Source organism: Aliidiomarina sp. (genome assembly GCF_022565475.1).
Lineage (GTDB): Bacteria > Pseudomonadota > Gammaproteobacteria > Enterobacterales > Alteromonadaceae > Aliidiomarina.
This window is the reverse complement of the sequence record NZ_JAIUMR010000006.1, coordinates 13,517-33,062: the sequence shown is the minus strand read 5'-3', so window position 1 is coordinate 33,062 and position 19,546 is coordinate 13,517. Positions and strand designations below refer to the sequence as shown.

Genomic DNA, 19,546 nt, shown 5'->3' with positions numbered 1-19,546 from the left:
TGACTAAAAACTGCTAACAAGCTACCTGAGCAGCGCCATGCTTGCAAAAATTTTCAGTTCAGCCCTTGAAAAGCTGCGTTCAGTGCATACATCTAAAGTGTAGGCAGCGGGTCTCAAAGAGAACGCTTCCCCTATAACGTCAATTAACTGTCATCGCTCAAAAAGAGGATACACGACTATGAACACTATTGATTTAACACCACTTTATCGCAGCAGCGTTGGATTCGACCGTTTAGCATCCATGCTCGACAATGCCCTTCGCGGCGACACCGGTACGGGCGGATACCCTCCGTACAATATCGAAGCCACCAGTGAAAATCGCTACACCATTACCATTGCGGTTGCTGGCTTCACTGACAACGAATTAGACATTCAGGTTGAACGCGGCGTACTGACCGTACGCGGAAAAAAAGCAGCCGATGATAAAGAGCGCAATTACTTGTATCAAGGCATTGCTGCACGCTCTTTCGAACGCAAATTTAACTTAGCTGAGCACGTGGAAGTCACCGATGCAGAGCTCAAAAATGGCTTATTGAATATTTATCTGGTCAAAGAAATCCCAGAAGCCATGAAAGCGCGCAACATCTCGATCAAAAGCAGTGATGCGCTCGAACATAAAAAGTAATGAGTGGCGGTTGGCGCTGGGTGAGAGCAGTGCCGATTAAGCCTGAAATAATAAAAAACCGGAGCTTCACCAGCTCCGGTTTTTTTATTGAGCAGCGTCTATTGCGCCGAGTAGAGTTTTGCCCACTCCGCTAGTAAACGAACGCCATAACCGGTGGCGCCCTCTGGATGAATACCGCTTGCGCTTTGATTTAACGCATTACCGGCCATGTCGATATGTACCCACGGCGTGTCACCGGCGAAATGCTGTAAGAAAATAGCGCCGGCTTGCGCGCCTGGAGAACCCGTGTTGATCATGTCCGCAATGCGACTTGACACAATATTTGGATACGGGCCTAACGGCAACTGCCACACCAGTTCTTGCGTGTTTTCACCAGCCTGTCGCAGGGTTGCAACAATGTCGTCATGGTCACTAAAAATCGCTGAATAAGCCGTACCTAGCGCACCAACTTTAGCGCCGGTTAGCGTTGCAATATCAGCAATCGCTCGTGGGTTAAAGAACTCACGGGCATACCAAATGCCATCGGCCAGAATTAATCGACCTTCGGCGTCGGTGTTGCCGACTTCAATTGTCGTGCCGTTGCCTGCCGTCACCACATCACCCGGTAATGTTGCTTCACCTGAAATCATATTCAATGACAACGGAACCACCCCGACCACATTCACTGGCGCACGCTCACCTGCGAGCGCTTTAACCGCACCAACGACTGCCGCACCGCCGGCTTTGTCGGTCTGCATTAACAGAATTGAAGCAGCCGCTGTTTTCAGGTTGTAACCACCCGTATCGAACGTATTTCCTTTACCGACAAATGCAATCGGCTGATCGTCGCTACCTTTCCAGTGCGCAACAAGCAGGTGCGCTTTGTGCTGACTGCCTTGCGACACACTATATAGCGAACCCATACCAAGTTCTTTGACTTGCTCTGGGCCGAGGATAGTCACCTCCACACCGAGCGGTTCAAGCTGCTGACGCGCAATTTCAGCGAAACGAGCAGGATAACCGTCAGAACCAGGTAAATTAGTTAACTCACGCGCCAAAAATACACCTTCAGCCAATGCACGCTTCGCAGCATATTGTTGTTGAGCGTCTGAGTTGTTGACGACCTGCCAGTGCACGGTTTGTGCGGGGCGATCTGCAGGTTTGCTCTTGTAACGGTCAAAACGATAATTACGTAAATCAACACCGTGCGCGACCGCTGCGGTAATACGTGCATTGTGCTCGGCAGCGTCAATGGCGCGCGTGTCGACGAGCACTTGCTCAGACTTGACGCGATTGAAGTACACCGACAATGCCGCGCCAATTTCCTCTGCCGTTGCGCGGGTGACGCTATCAGCCGCGCCTACACCGACAAGCAGTAGTCGAAGTTCTTCAAGACCCGCAGGCGCAATCACTTCGAGCTGTTGCTTCTCTTTACCGCTAAAGTCGCCGGCTTGAATCGCACGGTTCAAATGACGAACCGTTTCCGCTGACAAACCCGTTGGCCAACCTTGTTCAGATACTTCACCTTCAAACTGAGGCAACAGTAGTACGCGTGTGTCAGCAGTTGTCGTTTGATTTGAAAAAGTAAACGTGGTGTTCAAGTAATCAGCACTGGCCACAAACGGCACGAGCGCCATACTCATAACAGCCACAAAGCCTCGCATTAGCTTCATGAATGGATCCTCTTTATCATCGTTTAGGAAAAATGGATTGCAGTAAGGCTGCCGAAATAAACGCAATTACACAAGCAAAAGCCGACAGAGCAGCAAGTTTTAGCGACTACTTATATTTCTCCGGCGGGATTGTATGACGTTCGAAGCGCTGAAGGTCTCACTGCGGGGCTAAAATAAAATCCTTGGAATAAGTCGCAACCATGGTCATGCAGCGCCTGCGATTGCGCCAAGGTTTCCACACCTTCAGCTACGACTTGGAGCTTGAGTGCATGCCCTAAGGCAATAATGCTCGTGATAATTTGTTGCTGGGTTTGGTTCTTATCCATATTCATCACAAATGATTGATCAATTTTGAGCTGATCAATCGGTAAGCGATAAAGATAATTCAGATTCGAGTAGCCGGTCCCAAAATCATCTAGAGCAAAACGTACACCAAGCTGTTTCAGCTGGCTCATTTTGCCAATTGCCGTTTCGGCTTGACCGAGCAGCATGGATTCGGTGATCTCAATAAATAATTGACTGGCTGGCGCACCGGTCGACTCTAAAATTTCTTTCACACTGGTCACAAAGCTTGCTTCGCGTAACTGTTTCACACTGACGTTTACCGCCATTGTCCACGACTTTCGCACCGGGTCTTTCTGCCACTCAACCAATTGTTGACAGGCCGAACGCAGAACCCAACGACCGAGAATTAATATATCCGCGCTTTGCTCGGCTATGGCAATAAAATCGACCGGGCTAATCATTCCGCGAATCGGGTGCACCCAGCGGGTTAATGCTTCGACACCCACGACTTCACCCTTGATGTTCACTTTTGGTTGATAATGTAGCTCTAACTCTTCAGCTAATATCGCTCGGTGTAATTCGCGCTGTAATTCAAGGCGGGCTTGTAAACGTTGCTCCATTTCGGCATCAAAAAATATCGCTAGGTTACGGCCTTGGCTTTTCGCTTCATACATGGCTTGATCCGCCTGCTGGAGCACTTGCTCGACAGACTGAGTTACAGCCGACAAGGTCGCCACCCCAATACTGACTGTCATTTGGTATTGGTCATGATGCAATTGCAATGGCTCGACAAACGCGCTTTGAATGTGCTCAACAATGCGGTTCGCCAGCTCAAAAGCACCTTTTTCTGTCGTGCCCGCATTGGCAACGAGAAGTACAAATTCATCGGCAAGAATTCGCGCCGCAATACCATGTTCATCAACCGCATGCGCTAACCGTTCACCAGCCAAGTAAAGCGCGTAGTCACCTTCAATTTGACCGACACTGTCATTGAGTAATTTAAAATTATCAAGATCGACAGATAAAACTAAACCGACGCAATGGCTTCTTCGAGCTTCGTTTATCGCTTCATAGACGCGTTGATGCAGGAAAGTACGATTGGGTAGCGATGTCACTGTGTCCAGATTGGTCAATTCATCCAGTTGCCGCGTTGCACGCCGCTGCTCGGTCACATCAACCATGACCCCATGCCAAAGGATACCGTTCTCTTCGGTGCTCCCTGGGCGCGAATGAATGACAATACATTTCTCTTCACCCTCAACGAAAAAACGCCCTTCCCATTGCAACGGCTGACTGTTTGCAACTGCCTTTTCTTCCAGCTCAATAAAGCGATTCAAGTCCTCGGGGTGTATCATACCGACAACTTTTTCCATGGCTTGCGTGACCGGCAAGTTGGCGGGTAAGGCGAAAATTCCGCGCGCGCGCTCACTTAGAAACACAAATTGGCGAGGCCCTGCAAAGGTAATCAAGACTTGGTACACCCCTGCCGGCATCATCGCTGTTAACTGCGAGTACCGCGTCAGTGAGTTCATCAACGCCTTCTGCCGAGTTTCAATTTCTTGTTCCGAGGTGTCGATAATTCGCTGAGCGTTGCGATACGCATAAAATAAGACCACAACACAAAATAAAAGGAGTGAGGTTGGCAATATCATGCTACTCAGCCACGCCTGAACAACCGCGCGCTTTGAACGTAAAACCACAATCGTCTGCGCATACGGGTTGGGCTTGCCGATATAGGCAGAATAGCTCATTAACCCATCATGACTGGGTGACGGTCGCAAGTAACTATAAAGCCCAGTCGGCAGCGAAAGTAAGGCGCGCAGCCCAGCTGAAACCGGCTGCGTGTAAACCGTTTGTGGATCATTGAACTCGTCGTCTATCGGATAAAGATAAGTTAGGTAGCCATCAGAACGTACTAATGCAATTTGTGTATCCGCAGGCAAATCGTCTCGCGTCGCCAACGCGAAACCGTCGTCAATACGGTACGCAACCGAAACCGAACCAAGCAATTGTCCACGTGCATTGAATACCGGTTGCCGCAATGGAATGACCCATCGTTGCAATGGGTCGAAAAAATACGGACGACCGATTTGAAAACGTGGTTCGTTCATCATGTCCAAGTAATCACCGAGAATTCGGTTTTCTTCTGGTAACGTATAATTCTCTTGGTCAATGTCGAAGTCGGCTGCAAGAAACCGCCCGTGTGGATCAATCAGCGCTATTCCTTCGACATTCAAATGATATTGCGTCGATTTACGGAGTCTTTCCGCTGCCATCTCTACGAAGTTTTCGTCGGGTATTGTGGCGACATCTTCACCGATTGTCTTTAAAAATCGCTCAATAATACTGAGTTGTGAAATGACGGTTTGCGCTTGCAATTCAGATAAATGAGCAAGTTCACGCTCATGCTGGTTGGTCGTGCGCAACCACAATGCAATCGCGGTAATAATGAATACAGCAACAATCAACCAGCTAACCGACACAATTACACCGCGAAGCGAACGCGTGCCAAACGTTGACTGATTAGGCAGAATCGGCGACGCCTCCTTCGTGCTAACTGATGAATGCGGCTGCTGGCCTGTACTCACAAATTGAAGCCTAATTTTGAAAAAGTGAATCTTTACTTTAATCCTTATTCAAAATAGCCGCAATGCACATTCTCAAATTCGAAATTCACCACCGCCATTTGACCCGACTAGACTAACTGTGTATTATTCGCGCCGCTTACGTGTGTAAGTAAATTTTTTGAGAGAAAAAACATGAATTACGGATGCTTAGATTCGGAACCTCCGAGTTGTAGCTTAACTAAAAACAGTCGGAATACTCGCGGTCTGTTTTTGCATCCTGCTCTCGCCCCACGGTCATTTTCTTCGATCACTCGCTTGATCAAGTAAACTTTCTCTAGGGCAGTGTCGGTGCAAAAGCCACCGTAACACTGACCTATATTTAATCGTTGATTTGTCTTCACAGCTCTGCCTGTGCCTGTTTGCACGCTCTTCTTTCAGCGCTCGCATGTCATCGATTTTCTAATCAGTGAATAATTCCGACATCCAGCACATATGAAGGAATGCTGTGATGAAGAAATTCAAACTAAATCCATTCAATTGGGTCGGCGCAACCGCGCTTGTCCTGATAGCACCGACGGCGCTAGCAAATGGTGGGCACTTTCTCGTCGACGACGCGGCAATTACCGATCCGGGGCATTGCCAACTGGAGTCGTGGGTCAGTCGTGTAGATTCACACACGACACTCATTGCCGTCCCCGCATGCACGACACAGCGCGGTTGGGAACTGTCTGTCCCCTTCGTTTACGACTGGCAGAACAGCCAAGTCGCTGCGCTCGGCTTTGAAGCAAAAACAATGTTGGCAGAGGGGCAATCGTCTGCTTTAGCGATTTCAAGTGGCATTGAATTCGATCAAGTTGCCGACACGTTTGCCGGTGGCTTTATCAATGTTCCTTATTCACATGCTCTGAACAGTGCCATAGAGCTACACGTGAATTTAGGTACTGCCTATACACATGAGGACAGTGCTTGGGACGCCACTTACGGCTTAGCAACAACGTTCGCAATTGCAGCAAAAACCGCCTTGATTGTTGAAGGCGCCGCTGTCGGTGACGATCGTCCAACGCTTGCTGTTGGTCTGCGTCATGCAACCGGACGTGTCGAACTCGATACCAGTGTTGCGCGTGACCGTGAGAATCGCGAAACCATCTACACTATTGGATTAAACATTGCGTTTTAACGCAATGGGCTAGAGGAGAGTCACCATGACCAGAGAAGAATTACACGCCAAAATTAAAGCGCAGCTAGCCGCGTTCGATGCCAATGATTGGTTATTACTAATTCGCGAACAACAAGCAGCGGATATTGCTGACGAATTACAACAGATGGACGCCAACGAGGTGCAGCAGTTGCTCGTCGCGCTGCCAGATCGTGAACTGGCGGACTTATTCGGATATTTCACACCGGCACAGCAAGACACCTTGTTAGCATTGTTCGATAAAAACGATAGCGCTCGGCTGTTGGCCGAAATGGCGCATGACGAACGGGTCGACATTTATAATCGCCTTTCCGACGAGAAACAGAAGGCTATCCTGCCAAAACTTGCGAAAAAAGAGCAAGAAGACATTCTGCGTTTAGCGGCATATGAAGAAGGGACTGTCGGTGCCTTAGCCACCTCAGCTTACGTTGCCCTTCGTGCGCACATGACCGTTGCTGAAGCTTTGCGCTATGTTCGGTCACATGCAGAAGGTATGGAAACCATTTACCAACTTTACGTCGTTGACGGCAAACAAACCTTGCTTGGTACCTTGTCACTGCGCGATTTGATGACGAGCGATGATGATGCTGCGGTTGCTGAAATCATGAACACCGAACTGCTCACGGTCAATGCCCTTGAGCCGCAACAAGCCGCCGCTGATATGATTCGTCGGTATGATCTACTGGCGTTGCCGGTCATCAATGGTGGTGATCGGTTTATCGGTATTGTCACCGTCGATGACGCCATGGACGTCGATGTCGAAGAAAGCACCGAAGACTTCCATAAAGGCGGGGGTACGCTCGCATTAAAAGACGTGTCTCTGCGCGAAGTAAGCACCTGGACCATGTTTATGAAACGGGCGCCATGGCTACTTATATTGGTGTTTGCCAACATGTTCTCGGGCGAGGTGCTTGAGTACTACGAGGACACCATTATTACCTATGTGGCACTCGTATTCTTCTTGCCATTACTTGTCGATAGTGGCGGTAATGCCGGTTCGCAGGCCGCAACACTGATGGTGCGTGCATTAGCCACCGGCGACCTACATATGAAGGACTGGTTTAAAACCCTCGGTAAAGAATTCTGGGTTGCTCTATTGCTCGGGATCGCCATGTCGGTTGCAGTATTCGGACTGGGCGTCTACCGCGGAGGCGTCGAAATAGCCATGGTGGTGTCTATTTCTATGGTCGCCGTCGTCCTCGCTGGTAGTATGATCGGCATGTCACTACCGTTCTTGCTGAGCAAGTTAAAACTCGACCCGGCGACCGCAAGTGCACCGTTAATTACATCGATCGCCGACTTTGTTGGGGTACTGCTATACTTCTACATTGCAGTGAAGCTACTCGGGATGCCGGATATCGGTTATCTACCCATTTAGGGTAAGACCACAAAGCAAATAAGTAATAAAGGGCGAGTTTCAACAGAAAAATTGAGCTAGATCAGCACTTTTATGCCATGATCACTTACAGTTCGATTGGTTTCTGTGAACTCGCCCTTTTAGCAAAGAAAAATAATCGCTTATGTTGCTGCTGATCCTACTTTTGCCCCTGCTATTTTTGCCGGGTCCGCTCTTGCTGCGTCACGCGCCCCGCTGGGCTGTTGGACTGGCTAGCCTACCGCCTCTAATTGCGTTTATTCTGCTATTACAGTTACTTCCAACCGTCATGCAAGGCCAAGTCTTACTGTATCAGTTTGACTGGGTTCCTGAACTTGGGTTAACCGTCGCCTTGCGACTTGACGCACTGTCTGCGCTATTTGCATTGCTGATTACCGGTATTGGCGTCACGGTCATGTACTATGCCCATCACTATTTTGCCGGTAAACCTGAAGCCGCGCGCTTTTATACCCTGATACTTGCCTTTATGGCGGCAATGCTCGGTATCGTGCTCGCCGAGAACTTGATCTTCATGCTCATTTTTTGGGAGCTCACCAGCCTCATTTCGTTCTTGCTCATCGGTTTCTATGGCAATAAACAAATTTCTCGGCGCGGAGCCCGGCTATCATTGTTTATCACTGGCGGCGGCGGTTTAGCGCTGCTCGGCGGTATTATTTTAATGGGTCAAGTTGTCGGCAGTTATCAACTCACCGACATTCTCGCAGCGCGTGAACTCATTCAAAATGATAGCCGATTCCCGTGGATTCTTGGCCTGATCTTACTCGGTGCATTCACTAAATCTGCGCAGTTCCCTTTTCATTTGTGGTTACCCCATGCGATGTCGGCGCCGACGCCAGTTTCTGCCTACCTTCATTCCGCTACCATGGTGAAAGCAGGTATTTTCTTGTTGATCCGTTTGTTCCCTGTATTTAGTGGCCACGAATCTTGGTTTTATTGGGTGGCCGGAATTGGCGTGGTGACTTTGTTAGTCGGCTCGTTTGTTGCCATTTTCATGCACGACATGAAAGGCTTGCTGGCTTATTCAACCATTAGCCATTTGGGGCTTATTACACTGCTCATTGGCTTCGGTACCCACGGTGCTTTAACCGTCGCCCTCTTCCATTTAGTTAACCATGCACTCTTCAAAGCACCGTTGTTTATGATGGCTGGCGTCGTCGACAAGGCCGCGGGCACTCGTGATCTGCGGCAAGTGAATGGCATGGCCAAGCACTTTCCACTCCTGATGCTATTGAGCTTTATTCCAACCGCTGCAATGGCTGGACTGCCCTATTTAAACGGCTACTTCAGCAAGAAACTGTTCATTGTTGAAAGCCTCAATGGCCCGCACTCAGGCATGATTGCGACACTTATTCCAATTTTGGCGATTCTTGGCGCCGCTTTCTCGGTCGGTTATGCCTTGCGGTTGTTCCACAATACCTTCTTCAATGGTAAACCGGTCGATTTGCCGAATTGGCCACCGAAAAAACCTAGCAGTTGGACTTATGCACCACTCGTCTTTTTCGCTGCTGCCTGCGTCATTCTTGGCCTCTGGCCAGAGCTTATGTTGCATGGACTCATTGCCGCCGCAGCAAATGCAGCGAATGTCAGTTCCGACTTATTAATTCCCGCCACAAGTGCGCCACATATCGTCAGCTATGACCTTTCGGTGATTCAAGACCATCCGTGGTTGTCTCTGATTTCGGCCGTGACCTTCCTCGGCGGTCTCGCTATGTATAGCGCACGAAAAACATTGTTCGCGTGGCATGCAAAGCTGCCGAACTTAAATGCCAAAGATCATTTTGAAAAGCTCATGCAAAAGCTGATTGGCTGGTCACAAGATGCCGTGCACATGGTCGAAAATGGTTCGTTGCAACGCTACGTTTTATATTTACTGGTGACCGCTTTGGTGTTCACCGGTTGGCCGTTAATTGGCTTAGAGATCTGGCAAGGGGAACGTGAACTCATGCCCATCGACGCCATGACTGCCGGTGGCATTGTCCTGCTTGCGGCAATGGCATTAGCGGTCAGCGTATTGCACCATCAACGAATTACAGCGCTACTGTTTACCGGTGCGACCGGCTTGTTCATTACCATTGGTTTTGCGCGCTTTTCCGCGCCTGACCTCGCGCTGACTCAGTTTTCCGTTGAAGTCATGGCCATCATGATCATGATGTTGGCACTCTCATTTTTGCCACAAACCTCACCGCATGAATCCAGTCGTTTGCGCTGGTCTCGTGACGTGGTCATCGCCAGTATCGCCGGCATTGGCGTGGCGTTGCTGAGTTTTGCGGTTATGACGCGACCGCAGTCGTCGATTTCTGATTACTTCCTTGCCAACAGCGTATCCGGCGGTGGCGGTACCAACGTGGTCAATGTGATTTTGGTCGATTTTCGTGGCTTTGACACCCTTGGCGAAATCACGGTTCTGGCCATTGCAGCCCTCGCCGTGTTCGCCTTGACCCGAAACTTGCGCTTAAAAGACCGGCCGAACCATCAACAGAATGAGTACTGGAATGGCTTTGCCGAGTCCCACCCGTTGTTTTTGCGGGTACTCGCACGGCCAATTTTACCGATGGCTTTACTGGTATCGGCTTATATATTCCTGCGCGGCCATAACCTCCCGGGCGGTGGCTTTATTGCTGGGCTAATTACCGCCGCAGCCCTTAGCTTACAGTATGTCGCCTGCGGCATTCGCTGGGCGCATGTGCGCATGTTGACTCAGTTCCGCCCACTCGTTGGCGCTGGTTTATTAATAGCCGGCACCACAGGCGTCGGCAGCCTCATATTCGGCAAACCATTCCTAACCTCATGGTTTGGGCATTTTGAATTACCGTTTATTGGTGAATTTGAACTTGCCACCGCGTTACTGTTCGATTTAGGCGTGTATGTCACCGTTGTCGGTGCCACCCTATTAATTCTGGCCAATATGGGTCGTCTTATGACCATTCACGGCCCTGGCAAGGAGATTGGCTAATGGAAGCTTTAGTCGCCATTCTTTTAGGTGTTTTAACCGCAAGTGGTGTCTTTTTAATTTTACGTGCACGCACATTTTCGGTCGTGCTCGGCCTAACCTTGCTATCGCATGCGGTGAATTTGTTTTTGTTTAGTATGGGGCGCCTGCATACCAATGCGCCCGCAGTGATCGGCGAAGCGGCACAACACGCCGACCCACTGCCACAAGCGCTGGTACTGACTGCAATTGTTATTGGCTTTGCCATGACCGCATTCGTTGTCGTCTTAGCTCTGCGCTCCGTGCTAGAGCTGAAAAATGATCACGTCGATGGCGTCGATAAAAATGAGGAGCCGATTTAACCATGCACCTCATGATTTTACCGATTCTCATCCCATTATTCTTCGGTGCCATGCTCACCGTGTTACATGCGCTGAACATCAAAGATCAACGCGGGCTCAGTTTACTCTCTGCCGGTGCGCAAGTTGTCGTCGCGATTATCCTGCTCCAACATGCGATGAGTGGTGACTACAGTATTTATCAGCTTGGAAACTGGCAAGCACCGTTTGGTATCGTTTTAGTATTAGACCAACTCAGCGCACTCATGTTGGTGCTGATCGCAACCCTAAGCGTATTCTGCATTGCCTACGCCACTACCGGCCACAAGAAGACGCACGACCAAGCTGGGGCGCACTTTCATGCACTAATTCAGTTTCAGTTGCTCGGCTTGAATGGCGCTGTTCTGACCGGTGACATGTTCAACCTATTCGTCTTTTTTGAAATACTACTTATTGCGTCATACGCTCTGTTGTTACATGGCGGTGGTCGTGCTCGCAGCCGTGCAGGCCTGCGCTACGTTATTATCAACTTGGTCGGTTCGGCGTTATTCCTCATTGCTTTAGGCGTACTGTACGGTATTACCGGCACCCTAAACATGGCCGACATGGCATTACGCATTAAGGCCTTGCCAGCGAGTGAATTACCATTTATCCACGCTGCGGGCGCGTTATTGCTCATCGTGTTTGGTATCAAAGCGGCCATGCTGCCGTTGTTGTTCTGGTTGCCACGCGCGTATGCAGCTGCCGCCGCACCGATAGCTGCGCTATTCGCAATCATGACCAAAATAGGCATTTACGCCATTATTCGCGTGTTTTATTTGGTTTTTCAAAACGATACAGGACTGAATGAGCAAATATTCCAATCGCTTTGGCCGCTTGCGCTGGCAACACTAGCGTTTGGCGCCGTTGGCGCACTCGGCGCTTGGAGCTTACGAGGCCTAACCGCTTGGATGGTGATTGTTTCTGTTGGGACTCTGTTAGCGAGCGTCGCTCAGCACTCACAACCAAGCTTAGCGGCAGCCTTATTCTACTTACTGCACACGACACTACTCACCGCGGTATTCTTTCTTTTGGCGGATATTTTTCACCACTACCGCCCTGGGCCACGCGACTACTTTGTTACCGGCCCGCGCAGCCAAGATCGCACGTTACTCGGTGGTTTGTTTTTCCTAGCTGCGGTTGCCTTTGCTGGCTTACCGCCACTTTCTGGGTTTATTAGTAAGTTCTGGATTTTACAAAGTACCACCGCGCCTTGGGCGTATGCCCTATTCTGGCCAATCTTGCTGGTGTCGAGCCTGATTATCATAATTGCCTTAAGTCGCGGCGGTAGTGCGTTATTGTGGCGGCAAAACAAACAACCTGCCACAACCGTGCGGGCACCGCTATTAGCCACCGGGATTGTCATGACCATGCTGTTCGGCAGCATACTGCTGAGTGTGTTTGCGCAACCCATCATGGAATTTACGCAAAGCACCGCTGCGCAACTACTGGCACCGGAACGCTACATTGAAGCTGTGTTAGGAGGCCTTGCTAATGCAAACCACTAAACGTCATCCGAAAAAACTGCTTCCACACCCACGTTTTAGTATTTTCTTGTTGGTGCTTTGGTTGCTCATGAACGAAAGCCTAGCATTTGCGCACATTGTGCTCGGTCTTGGTTTAGCCTGGGTCATTCCGTTTAGCTCACAGCAATTTTGGCTCGAACAGTCCAGTGTGCATCATCCAACGTTGGTGGTTCGCTATGCTTGGCGCTTAGCGGTCGATATTGCCCGCTCCAATGTTGCCGTGGCAATTCGCATTCTGCGCGGCGCCAAAGGCTTACAGCCAGCGTTTATCGACTACCCACTGACTGTTCAACATGACTTTGCCATTACCATTTTGGCCAGTACGATTTCCCTTACCCCGGGCACCGTATCGGCGCATATCAGTAAAGACAAAAAGCATTTACTGATTCATGTCTTACACCTTGAAGACGAAAAGCAATTGCGCAACGACATTTTCGAGCGTTACGAACAGCCATTAAAGGAGATCTTCGAATGCTAGATTACGCCGTGACCATCGCGCTGGCGCTATTCTCCATCGCGATCTTATTCACCCTATATCGACTCATTGTTGGCCCCGACGTGGTCGACCGCATACTTGCCCTCGACACCATGGCAGTCAACCTCATCGCTGTCATCGTCCTTACCGGTATTCGCATGGGCAGTAATATTCTGTTTGAAGCAGCCTTACTTATTGCCTTAATGGGTTTTGTCAGCACCGTCGCTTTAACGCGCTATTTAATGCGCGGCGATTTAATCGAGTAAATGGATTATGGTGATCTTAGAAGCAGTCATTAGTTTGTTTTTGGTGATTGGCGCCTTAATTGCGCTCATCGGCACGATTGGCCTTGCTCGCCTACCGGACATCTACACCCGCTTACATGGCCCAGCCAAGGCCAGCACACTTGGCGTGGGCGCGACTTTATTTGGCTCGTTCTTGTATTTCACTTTCTTTACCGAAGGCGTGAGTATGCAAGAAGCGTTAATCACCGCCTTCTTGTTTGTGACCGCACCGGTTAGCGCAAATATGATCGCCAAAGCTGCTTTGCACCGACGCGTGAAATGCAGCGAAAACACGCAAAATAAGCCGTTCGACTAGTTTTTTTGCAAACTAAATTGCCAGGTGTAGCGCGTCTGCTCCCACATCCGCGCAGCGACGGCAAAATAAAGCGACATGAACAGGGCAAAGAACCACTCGATGATGTTTTCACCCTGCGACGCCCAAATCACACCACTGGTGTTAATCGCCAAACTGATCATCGCCAAGAGCCAACACACCACAATAAATGACAGTTGAACTTGCATAAGTTTGCGTAGCTTACTGACTGCTTCGCCACCGCACTTGTGCAGCGCATTAATTGACAACATCTGCGCCAGCACAGTACCAGCAAAATAAATGATGACCCCATGACGGCGCATAAAGCGATTAAAGTCACCGCCGGTGCCGAGGTAGTTCACATAAAGAATGAGAAACAACGCACCAATGGTTCCAATTAAGAAAATAACCTTGTGGCTGCGGCCTGTCAGCTGCTGCAACCAATTGCTCTGCAAGTACCAAAAGAGCACCAACAGCATCGCTAAGGGCATCATCAGTCCACGAAACAAGAAAATCGCGTCACCCATACGCGCCGCCCGACTAATGGTGGTGCAGCCTTCTAAGTAAGGAATGCACACATGCGCAACCCCTTGATAGAGGCCAATAAAATAAGCACCGTGCACGGCAATAATTGGAATAATAAAAACGATCCAAGCCAGATGTTTCGGTTGCATAGAATGGCCTCATGAGTAGCGCGTCAGCAAGTGAATAAATAATAACCAGTTCCGTTGTTGATATTCAAATCAACACTGGTCATAAAGCACGCAACTAACTTAGCGTTCACGATGTAGCGCTGATTTCCACTAGACATTAAAGCGCAAATTCCCTACAATCCCCGCCTGCATTTCAAGCACAAAATTTGCGCCCGTAGCTCAGCTGGATAGAGCGCTGCCCTCCGGAGGTAAAAGTCGGACGGCGAAATGGTGTTTAGAGTTGAAGTCAAAATTTGAAATATGCGCCCGTAGCTCAGCTGGATAGAGCGCTGCCCTCCGGAGGCAGAGGTCAGAGGTTCGAATCCTCTCGGGCGCGCCATCAAAGGCTTTCAGCGCATCTCCCTCTTCAAATTCTATTGTTTTTCTTTTCATGGGTTGAAGTCATCTTCAAATCACTGTTGACCTTTGCCCGAAATCGCCCACATATCCGGAAAATGGTCCTGTGACACATACGTGACAAATCCGTGACAAGAATTTTTTCTTGGTTTTTTCAAGTCGGGGTTTTTGACCTTTGCCCACCCTCTCGCTTGGCGTCATGCATCGATGGTCAACATTTGCTCAAACCTATATGATCTTGTAATGTCGGGTAATAGATAAATGCGTAGTCAGGGAGTTGGATGATCGCGATTTTCGGAAGCCAGCCTTGGTTTTTACTCATGGAATCACCTTTCGTAAACTCCCCATTTTAGATTGTTAACGTGCATGCCGGTTTATCGGAGATACGCGGCGTGCTTAGTAATACAATGTTAGGCATAAGGATTATGAGCATTTCGAAAGAATCAGAATTTGCAGGAACCCTTATTGATGGTGCTCGTATGTACGCAGCATCGGCCGATGCGGTAAATGAAAAATATCCGAATGCTCTTCACGTTCTGAATCACCTATTGGGCATGAGTACGGAATTGGCGCTGAAGGCCTACTTGGTAAACAATTCCGTAACCAAAAAAGAGCTTCGTCGGCTTGGCCATGATTTAACGGCCTTGTATGAGAAAGCCAAAGAACTAGGCATAACGGATACCGGCAGTCGGACTTTTCGGCTGTCAGTACTCGGTGCTAATTACAAGCCACGCATATTTGCCTACCCAGAGACAGGTAACCTAACGGTTATCCAGCCACGCAGTTTGCGAGAGATTAACCGGGAGATACTTTGTGAGGTTTTTAAGGCAGTAAAAGGATATGAATTATCTATAAAAATGCAGAACGAACCGGGGCTGGCAATTTTATCCACATACGCGGACGACCTAGATTCTTCGGCCTGGGCCCAGTGAGTGCCCAACAAGCCGCTGCACCTGACAGCTATTACACTGTGCTTCATAGCGGCAGGTGAGCTTTGCGTCAGGTTGCGGAGAGAGAGCGTATCAATGCCTGAAAGTGAATTTCAATGCTAGATTTGTGGTTCTCCGGCGGATAGCGCAAAACACAAATTTAAGAAATCTGACCTCGTAAGGGCTCACGGCAAAGGCCCTTACAAGGAAGACGGCCAGCGTAACGTGTACAAATACTATGCGAAGAGCTTCGATTGCCGTTTGGTGGATGCGGGGCATGCTGTGCCATCCGATGTCGTACAGCTTTTCGATAGGCCCCACTTCCAGACGGCCCTGCGAATTACCTTTTCGGTAAACGAAGATGTGTTGATTCTTCCAAAGGAAAATCGTGATGGATTTATCGGTCAATCAGATCTGCGCGCTTGGCTGGAGGGAGGTCGCCCAGAACAAATAAACGGGTATCAATCCAGCGAGCACGTTTCATGGTTTACTGCTCACTTTTGGTACGGATTAATTCCCGATGGTGCATGCGGATCATCTTGGGTTGCCGACAATCAGTTTGTATATTTGGGGAGCGTCGAGCCGTTGACGCCAGAGCAGAGAAAGGAGGCTAAGAACCGTGCAGCAGCAACCTAACAACCGTCAGGTGCAACGTAGGCGTTACCTTGGCAGGATTAACTAATGGACTTTAGAGCTAAAACCATAAACGCAGAGTTTTGGTTTACGCAAGCAAATCAAATGTTGGCTGCAGCCGAAGTGTTATTTTGTACTATGTCGTCACGATATTCAGAAATGGAGACGTCGGTTGGGTGTCATAAAGGTTCAATGTTTCTTCTTGGCATCGCTCTTGAAAATGCTTTTAAAGGCGTCGTTGCATCGCAGGGGAAACTTATTGTCGGTGGGGCAAGAATTGACACCAAGAAATCGTTCCCCGGATGCAAAAATCATAATTTGTCCGATCTTGCTAAATTAATTAGCTTAGAGACAAATCAAACGGAAAAAGAATTGTTACAACGCCTAAGTATTTACACTATTTGGGCTGGAAAGTACGGTACGCCTTTGAGTGAGGCTGAATATACTGACGCACAAGGGCGTCAACATCAGAGCACCCGGGATTTTGAAATTGCAAAGAATTTAATATTTGAGCTCAGAGCTAGGAGTGATTTTGATGCACAATCTGGTTGGCCTGAGCTTCCAAGTTAGGATTAAACCAAGTTGATTCGCGAGCCGAGTTAAACAGTCGAGATCAATAGATTAAAACTCGGTTACACTAATGAAGCAGATATACAAAATCACCTACCCCACAGGCAAGATTTACATTGGGAAGGACAGTGTTGGCAGCTACCGTTATTTTGGCAGCCCAGATATGCAGGTCATCAATAGTGATTTTACCCCCCTTTCCGTGTCGGTCCGCCAGGACTATACGATTCGCAAACAAATTATTTGGGAGTCTGCGGATTGCTCTGAGGCAGAGTTATCGGCCAGGGAGGTTGAATTCATTCGCGCATTCCGCTCGAATAACCCCCGAGATTGGATACAACCGTTGGCCTAAGTTCAATAGTAGTGCTTCTCAGAATATTGAAGACGAGGTTTCCTTAATGAAAGAAAAATCAGTCCAAGTCACTCAGGTGGTTTCTGATATTACCTGCGATATTTGCGGGCAGAGCGTGGTGAACGAGTCTCAGAAAAATAACATGACTAACCTTGATAGCTTCGCTGAGTATGCTCGCCTAGTTGCGGAGTTTGGTTACGGCTCTAGCCGTGATGGTGAGAAATTTCATTTCGACTTTTGCGAGGGTTGCTTTGACGATTTACTGGTCAAAATAAACGAACTCAAGAGATTGCATAATAAAGGCAGCTAATCCCAAAGCCCTCCACTGCTAACTTACTAAAGCACTGATGATCTTCCGCAGTTTCTGTTTCTTTGTCAGTGTGGCTATGTCACTCGTTGGAAGCAGATCTAGCATTTGCAGCAAGACTTCTCTGACTATCCCTTGCTCCGCTCTGTTGTTGGAATGTTCTGCCTTTACGTAACACTTCAAAAACTTCTCGGGTATATGTCGTACGCCACTGGCGTTTTTTCTCGACGGCAGCTTACCGGAGGCGATATAGCGCTGAATGGTTCGATGCGACAAACCGGTGTAAGAGCTGGCCTGTGCAATTGTTAGGTATTTTTCTTTTGTCATGATCTGTCGTATGACATGGCGTACGTAAATGTCGTACGCCATGTCTGCCCTCTTAAAATTCGTAGCGGCTAAATATCCAGTCGTGTAGGTCGTGCTGGAGCAACGGAACGAATACAGTAATGCAAAGATTTTCTGGAGATAGTTCGCGCTCGTCAATGACCCGCTCAATCCAACTAATCATGGCTTCCAAGTTATTCTTTTCAGTTCCATTTCCTAGAGCTAGGACCAATGAATTGTCGCTGGTGATGCTAAAGCCATTCATTAAAGTTTCAGCCATACGACGAATTTTGGGCTTATAAAACTCTTTACGATAAAATTTATCCATGATGTTCACCTTATACATTTGAGAATTCAGCGTTAAGCAGGCGAGCAAAAGCAGAGCCGTCTTGACGTGTGAGGTTGGGTACATAACGAGAGTAGACACGGAACAGCATCTCAGTTGTGCTGTGTCCCATCTGTCTTGCTATCCATTCTGGACTCTCCCCTGCAGCAAGCCAGAGCGTGGCGGCAGTATGCCGGGTCTGATACGGCCGACGTTTAGGAAGCCCCAAGTAGCGCAAAAGTGGATACCACACACGCTTAGTGACATTGTTATGCGACAGTGGCGTACCGGCAGAGCTACAAAACACGAATACGAGCCTGCCAGTTACTTCGTGCTGTGCTTGCAATGCCTCCATGGTGAGATCATTCATGTCGATAGCTCGGTATGAGCTGTCGTTCTTAGTGTCTTGGATAATGCCTCTGACCAACGCCCGTTTTACAATGATCTGGCGTCGAGTAAAATCGACGGCGTCCCACTGCAGTCCATCCACTTCTGCCGTGCGCATTCCAGTAAAGAAGCGAACCGTGTAGTAGTTCTTAAAGTCCGGGCGTACCGACTGCAAAATCAGCCGAACTTCATCAATGCTGAATGGCTCTACGTCAGAACGCGGCACCTTGAGCGATTTTATTCCTTCATAAGGTGAGCTAAAATTGTAACGGTTGGCTGCCTCGTGCAGAATCATGCGCAGTGGTGTCATGATGTGGTTTATCCGCGACGGAGATAATGGCTTATTGCTTCGAGTGATCACTTTGGCGAGGGATGCTCGAAACTCTAAGATATCCGCTTTGCTGATGCAGCCAACTGCCTTCTCTCCGAAATGCGGCAACAAATAAACCCGTAGTGCGGTTTGTACTTTTTCTTGATGGGATGGCCGCCACTGAATTTGCATTTCGCTGAACCAGGTGTCAGCGAATTGAGCGAAAAAAGGCGTTGTTAGTTCCCTTCCATGGAGTTGCACCGCTTTAAACTGCTCTGCCCGAGGACTGTCCGGGAAGTGGCGCCCATATTCAAAGGTTCCCAAGGTAATGTCAGCCTCTACGCGCTCTAGAAATGCTTTTACCTTTTTACGATTTGCAGGCGTGTCCTTTAATTCAGTTTGTTCACGACACCGCTTACCGCGATAATCAAAGTCCATAAAGAGCTTGTTCGTTTCTTTCCTCGCATACACTCTACCCATGCGCCATCCCTCCTCGCGCCATTGGTAAGAAAATCCCTGCCGACGATGCCTTCACCATGTCCTTTTGAATAGTCTCCCAGACAAATAGGATTTTTCGGCCACCAAATGGGCGAATGTAGTGGACGCCCTCAAGCAGTACAGAGTCCTTCAACTGCTCACGAATGGTGCGCGCGTCATATTTGATACGTTTAGCAAGCTCGTCGGTCGTTAAATATGTCATGTCATTTAACATGGCATCCTCCTGTCGTTAATGGTAGAT

General features: G+C 48.8%; 21 protein-coding genes and 1 tRNA gene. 15 read left to right on the top strand and 7 right to left on the bottom strand.

Annotated features, from left to right (window positions below; genetic code table 11):
• The first annotated feature begins 178 nt into the window (after nucleotides 1–178).
• Complete coding sequence (locus LAT77_RS06635) at nucleotides 179–625, top strand: Hsp20 family protein (protein WP_290563778.1); 447 nt, start codon at nucleotides 179–181, stop codon at nucleotides 623–625.
• 98 nt (nucleotides 626–723) lie between these two features.
• Here LAT77_RS06635 and LAT77_RS06630 read toward each other — a convergent pair whose 3' ends face one another.
• Nucleotides 724–2,277: a M17 family metallopeptidase gene (locus tag LAT77_RS06630; protein ID WP_290563777.1), complete on the bottom strand. Its 1,554-nt coding sequence runs from the start codon at nucleotides 2,275–2,277 to the stop codon at nucleotides 724–726.
• 110 nt (nucleotides 2,278–2,387) lie between these two features.
• Nucleotides 2,388–5,045: an EAL domain-containing protein gene (locus tag LAT77_RS06625; RefSeq protein ID WP_290563776.1), complete on the bottom strand. Its 2,658-nt coding sequence runs from the start codon at nucleotides 5,043–5,045 to the stop codon at nucleotides 2,388–2,390.
• A gap of 592 nt (nucleotides 5,046–5,637) precedes the next feature.
• Between LAT77_RS06625 and LAT77_RS06620 the strand changes: the two genes are divergently transcribed.
• The 8 genes from LAT77_RS06620 to LAT77_RS06585 all read left to right on the top strand — a co-directional run bounded on the left by LAT77_RS06620 (nucleotide 5,638) and on the right by LAT77_RS06585 (nucleotide 13,627).
• Nucleotides 5,638–6,306 (top strand): hypothetical protein, encoded by a 669-nt coding sequence (locus LAT77_RS06620; protein WP_290563775.1) that lies wholly within the window; start codon nucleotides 5,638–5,640, stop codon nucleotides 6,304–6,306.
• 25 nt (nucleotides 6,307–6,331) lie between these two features.
• Nucleotides 6,332–7,702, top strand: coding sequence for a magnesium transporter (gene mgtE / locus LAT77_RS06615; protein ID WP_290563774.1), 1,371 nt, complete (start codon nucleotides 6,332–6,334; stop codon nucleotides 7,700–7,702).
• Nucleotides 7,703–7,844: 142 nt separating this feature from the next.
• Nucleotides 7,845–10,673, top strand: a complete 2,829-nt coding sequence (locus tag LAT77_RS06610; protein WP_290563773.1) for a monovalent cation/H+ antiporter subunit A — start codon at nucleotides 7,845–7,847, stop codon at nucleotides 10,671–10,673.
• Nucleotides 10,673–11,011: a Na+/H+ antiporter subunit C gene (locus LAT77_RS06605; RefSeq protein ID WP_290563772.1), complete on the top strand. Its 339-nt coding sequence runs from the start codon at nucleotides 10,673–10,675 to the stop codon at nucleotides 11,009–11,011. Before LAT77_RS06610 ends, LAT77_RS06605 begins: the two co-directional genes overlap by 1 nt.
• Nucleotides 11,012–11,013: 2 nt before the next feature.
• Nucleotides 11,014–12,534, top strand: a complete 1,521-nt coding sequence (locus tag LAT77_RS06600; protein WP_290563771.1) for a monovalent cation/H+ antiporter subunit D — start codon at nucleotides 11,014–11,016, stop codon at nucleotides 12,532–12,534.
• Entirely contained in the window at nucleotides 12,521–13,030 is a 510-nt protein-coding gene (locus LAT77_RS06595) for a Na+/H+ antiporter subunit E (protein ID WP_290563770.1), read from the top strand. The genes LAT77_RS06600 and LAT77_RS06595 overlap by 14 nt, the downstream gene beginning before the upstream one ends.
• Nucleotides 13,024–13,293, top strand: a complete 270-nt coding sequence (locus tag LAT77_RS06590; protein WP_290563769.1) for a K+/H+ antiporter subunit F — start codon at nucleotides 13,024–13,026, stop codon at nucleotides 13,291–13,293. Before LAT77_RS06595 ends, LAT77_RS06590 begins: the two co-directional genes overlap by 7 nt.
• Before the next feature lie 7 nt (nucleotides 13,294–13,300).
• Nucleotides 13,301–13,627: a Na+/H+ antiporter subunit G gene (locus LAT77_RS06585; protein WP_290563768.1), complete on the top strand. Its 327-nt coding sequence runs from the start codon at nucleotides 13,301–13,303 to the stop codon at nucleotides 13,625–13,627.
• On the opposite strand, the gene LAT77_RS06580 is transcribed toward LAT77_RS06585, so the two are convergent.
• Nucleotides 13,624–14,298 (bottom strand): hypothetical protein, encoded by a 675-nt coding sequence (locus tag LAT77_RS06580; RefSeq protein WP_290563767.1) that lies wholly within the window; start codon nucleotides 14,296–14,298, stop codon nucleotides 13,624–13,626. The genes LAT77_RS06585 and LAT77_RS06580 overlap by 4 nt on opposite strands.
• A gap of 281 nt (nucleotides 14,299–14,579) precedes the next feature.
• Between LAT77_RS06580 and LAT77_RS06575 the strand changes: the two genes are divergently transcribed.
• From LAT77_RS06575 to LAT77_RS06550, 6 genes are all read left to right on the top strand, one after another.
• Nucleotides 14,580–14,656: transfer RNA gene (locus LAT77_RS06575), tRNA-Arg, on the top strand.
• A 442-nt stretch (nucleotides 14,657–15,098) separates the two neighbouring features.
• On the top strand, nucleotides 15,099–15,605 hold the full coding sequence (locus LAT77_RS06570) for a hypothetical protein (RefSeq protein WP_290563766.1): 507 nt from the start codon (nucleotides 15,099–15,101) through the stop codon (nucleotides 15,603–15,605).
• Between the two features lie 222 nt (nucleotides 15,606–15,827).
• A complete protein-coding gene (locus tag LAT77_RS06565) occupies nucleotides 15,828–16,238 on the top strand; it encodes a hypothetical protein (RefSeq protein WP_290563765.1) in 411 nt (136 codons plus the stop codon).
• Between the two features lie 45 nt (nucleotides 16,239–16,283).
• A complete protein-coding gene (locus LAT77_RS06560; protein ID WP_290563764.1) occupies nucleotides 16,284–16,805 on the top strand; it encodes a hypothetical protein in 522 nt (173 codons plus the stop codon).
• Nucleotides 16,806–16,875: 70 nt separating this feature from the next.
• The gene (locus tag LAT77_RS06555; protein ID WP_290563763.1) at nucleotides 16,876–17,154 is read left to right on the top strand and encodes a hypothetical protein; all 279 of its coding nucleotides are present in this window, start codon (nucleotides 16,876–16,878) and stop codon (nucleotides 17,152–17,154) included.
• Between the two features lie 46 nt (nucleotides 17,155–17,200).
• Nucleotides 17,201–17,464 carry a hypothetical protein gene (locus tag LAT77_RS06550; protein WP_290563762.1) on the top strand — a complete coding sequence of 88 codons (264 nt, stop codon included), beginning with the start codon at nucleotides 17,201–17,203 and terminating at the stop codon, nucleotides 17,462–17,464.
• A gap of 18 nt (nucleotides 17,465–17,482) precedes the next feature.
• Here the strand turns inward: LAT77_RS06550 and LAT77_RS12380 are convergent, their stop codons facing one another.
• Genes LAT77_RS12380 through LAT77_RS06535 form a run of 4 tightly spaced genes read right to left on the bottom strand, consistent with a single transcriptional unit; the run spans nucleotide 17,483 to nucleotide 19,519 of the window.
• Complete coding sequence (locus LAT77_RS12380) at nucleotides 17,483–17,788, bottom strand: helix-turn-helix domain-containing protein (RefSeq protein WP_367118137.1); 306 nt, start codon at nucleotides 17,786–17,788, stop codon at nucleotides 17,483–17,485.
• A 52-nt stretch (nucleotides 17,789–17,840) separates the two neighbouring features.
• Nucleotides 17,841–18,113 (bottom strand): hypothetical protein, encoded by a 273-nt coding sequence (locus tag LAT77_RS06545; RefSeq protein WP_290563761.1) that lies wholly within the window; start codon nucleotides 18,111–18,113, stop codon nucleotides 17,841–17,843.
• Nucleotides 18,114–18,123: 10 nt separating this feature from the next.
• Nucleotides 18,124–19,287, bottom strand: coding sequence for a DUF3596 domain-containing protein (locus LAT77_RS06540; RefSeq protein WP_290563760.1), 1,164 nt, complete (start codon nucleotides 19,285–19,287; stop codon nucleotides 18,124–18,126).
• Nucleotides 19,280–19,519: a hypothetical protein gene (locus tag LAT77_RS06535; protein WP_290563759.1), complete on the bottom strand. Its 240-nt coding sequence runs from the start codon at nucleotides 19,517–19,519 to the stop codon at nucleotides 19,280–19,282. Before LAT77_RS06535 ends, LAT77_RS06540 begins: the two co-directional genes overlap by 8 nt.
• Nucleotides 19,520–19,546 lie beyond the last annotated feature (27 nt).

Bases quoted from the DNA above. Each gene is read 5' to 3' on its own strand.
- LAT77_RS06585 (WP_290563768.1), top strand. From the start codon at position 13,301: ATGGTGATCTTAGAAGCAGTCATTAGTTTGTTTTTGGTGATTGGCGCC.
- LAT77_RS06550 (WP_290563762.1), top strand. From the start codon at position 17,201: ATGAAAGAAAAATCAGTCCAAGTCACTCAGGTGGTTTCTGATATTACC.
- LAT77_RS06620 (WP_290563775.1), top strand. From the start codon at position 5,638: ATGAAGAAATTCAAACTAAATCCATTCAATTGGGTCGGCGCAACCGCG.
- LAT77_RS06540 (WP_290563760.1), bottom strand. From the start codon at position 19,287: ATGGGTAGAGTGTATGCGAGGAAAGAAACGAACAAGCTCTTTATGGAC.
- LAT77_RS06570 (WP_290563766.1), top strand. From the start codon at position 15,099: ATGAGCATTTCGAAAGAATCAGAATTTGCAGGAACCCTTATTGATGGT.
- mgtE (WP_290563774.1), top strand. From the start codon at position 6,332: ATGACCAGAGAAGAATTACACGCCAAAATTAAAGCGCAGCTAGCCGCG.
- LAT77_RS06560 (WP_290563764.1), top strand. From the start codon at position 16,284: ATGGACTTTAGAGCTAAAACCATAAACGCAGAGTTTTGGTTTACGCAA.
- LAT77_RS06545 (WP_290563761.1), bottom strand. From the start codon at position 18,113: ATGGATAAATTTTATCGTAAAGAGTTTTATAAGCCCAAAATTCGTCGT.
- LAT77_RS06535 (WP_290563759.1), bottom strand. From the start codon at position 19,519: ATGTTAAATGACATGACATATTTAACGACCGACGAGCTTGCTAAACGT.
- LAT77_RS06590 (WP_290563769.1), top strand. From the start codon at position 13,024: ATGCTAGATTACGCCGTGACCATCGCGCTGGCGCTATTCTCCATCGCG.
- LAT77_RS06580 (WP_290563767.1), bottom strand. From the start codon at position 14,298: ATGCAACCGAAACATCTGGCTTGGATCGTTTTTATTATTCCAATTATT.
- LAT77_RS06595 (WP_290563770.1), top strand. From the start codon at position 12,521: ATGCAAACCACTAAACGTCATCCGAAAAAACTGCTTCCACACCCACGT.
- LAT77_RS06630 (WP_290563777.1), bottom strand. From the start codon at position 2,277: ATGAAGCTAATGCGAGGCTTTGTGGCTGTTATGAGTATGGCGCTCGTG.
- LAT77_RS06555 (WP_290563763.1), top strand. From the start codon at position 16,876: ATGAAGCAGATATACAAAATCACCTACCCCACAGGCAAGATTTACATT.
- LAT77_RS12380 (WP_367118137.1), bottom strand. From the start codon at position 17,788: ATGACAAAAGAAAAATACCTAACAATTGCACAGGCCAGCTCTTACACC.
- LAT77_RS06605 (WP_290563772.1), top strand. From the start codon at position 10,673: ATGGAAGCTTTAGTCGCCATTCTTTTAGGTGTTTTAACCGCAAGTGGT.
- LAT77_RS06635 (WP_290563778.1), top strand. From the start codon at position 179: ATGAACACTATTGATTTAACACCACTTTATCGCAGCAGCGTTGGATTC.
- LAT77_RS06600 (WP_290563771.1), top strand. From the start codon at position 11,014: ATGCACCTCATGATTTTACCGATTCTCATCCCATTATTCTTCGGTGCC.
- LAT77_RS06610 (WP_290563773.1), top strand. From the start codon at position 7,845: ATGTTGCTGCTGATCCTACTTTTGCCCCTGCTATTTTTGCCGGGTCCG.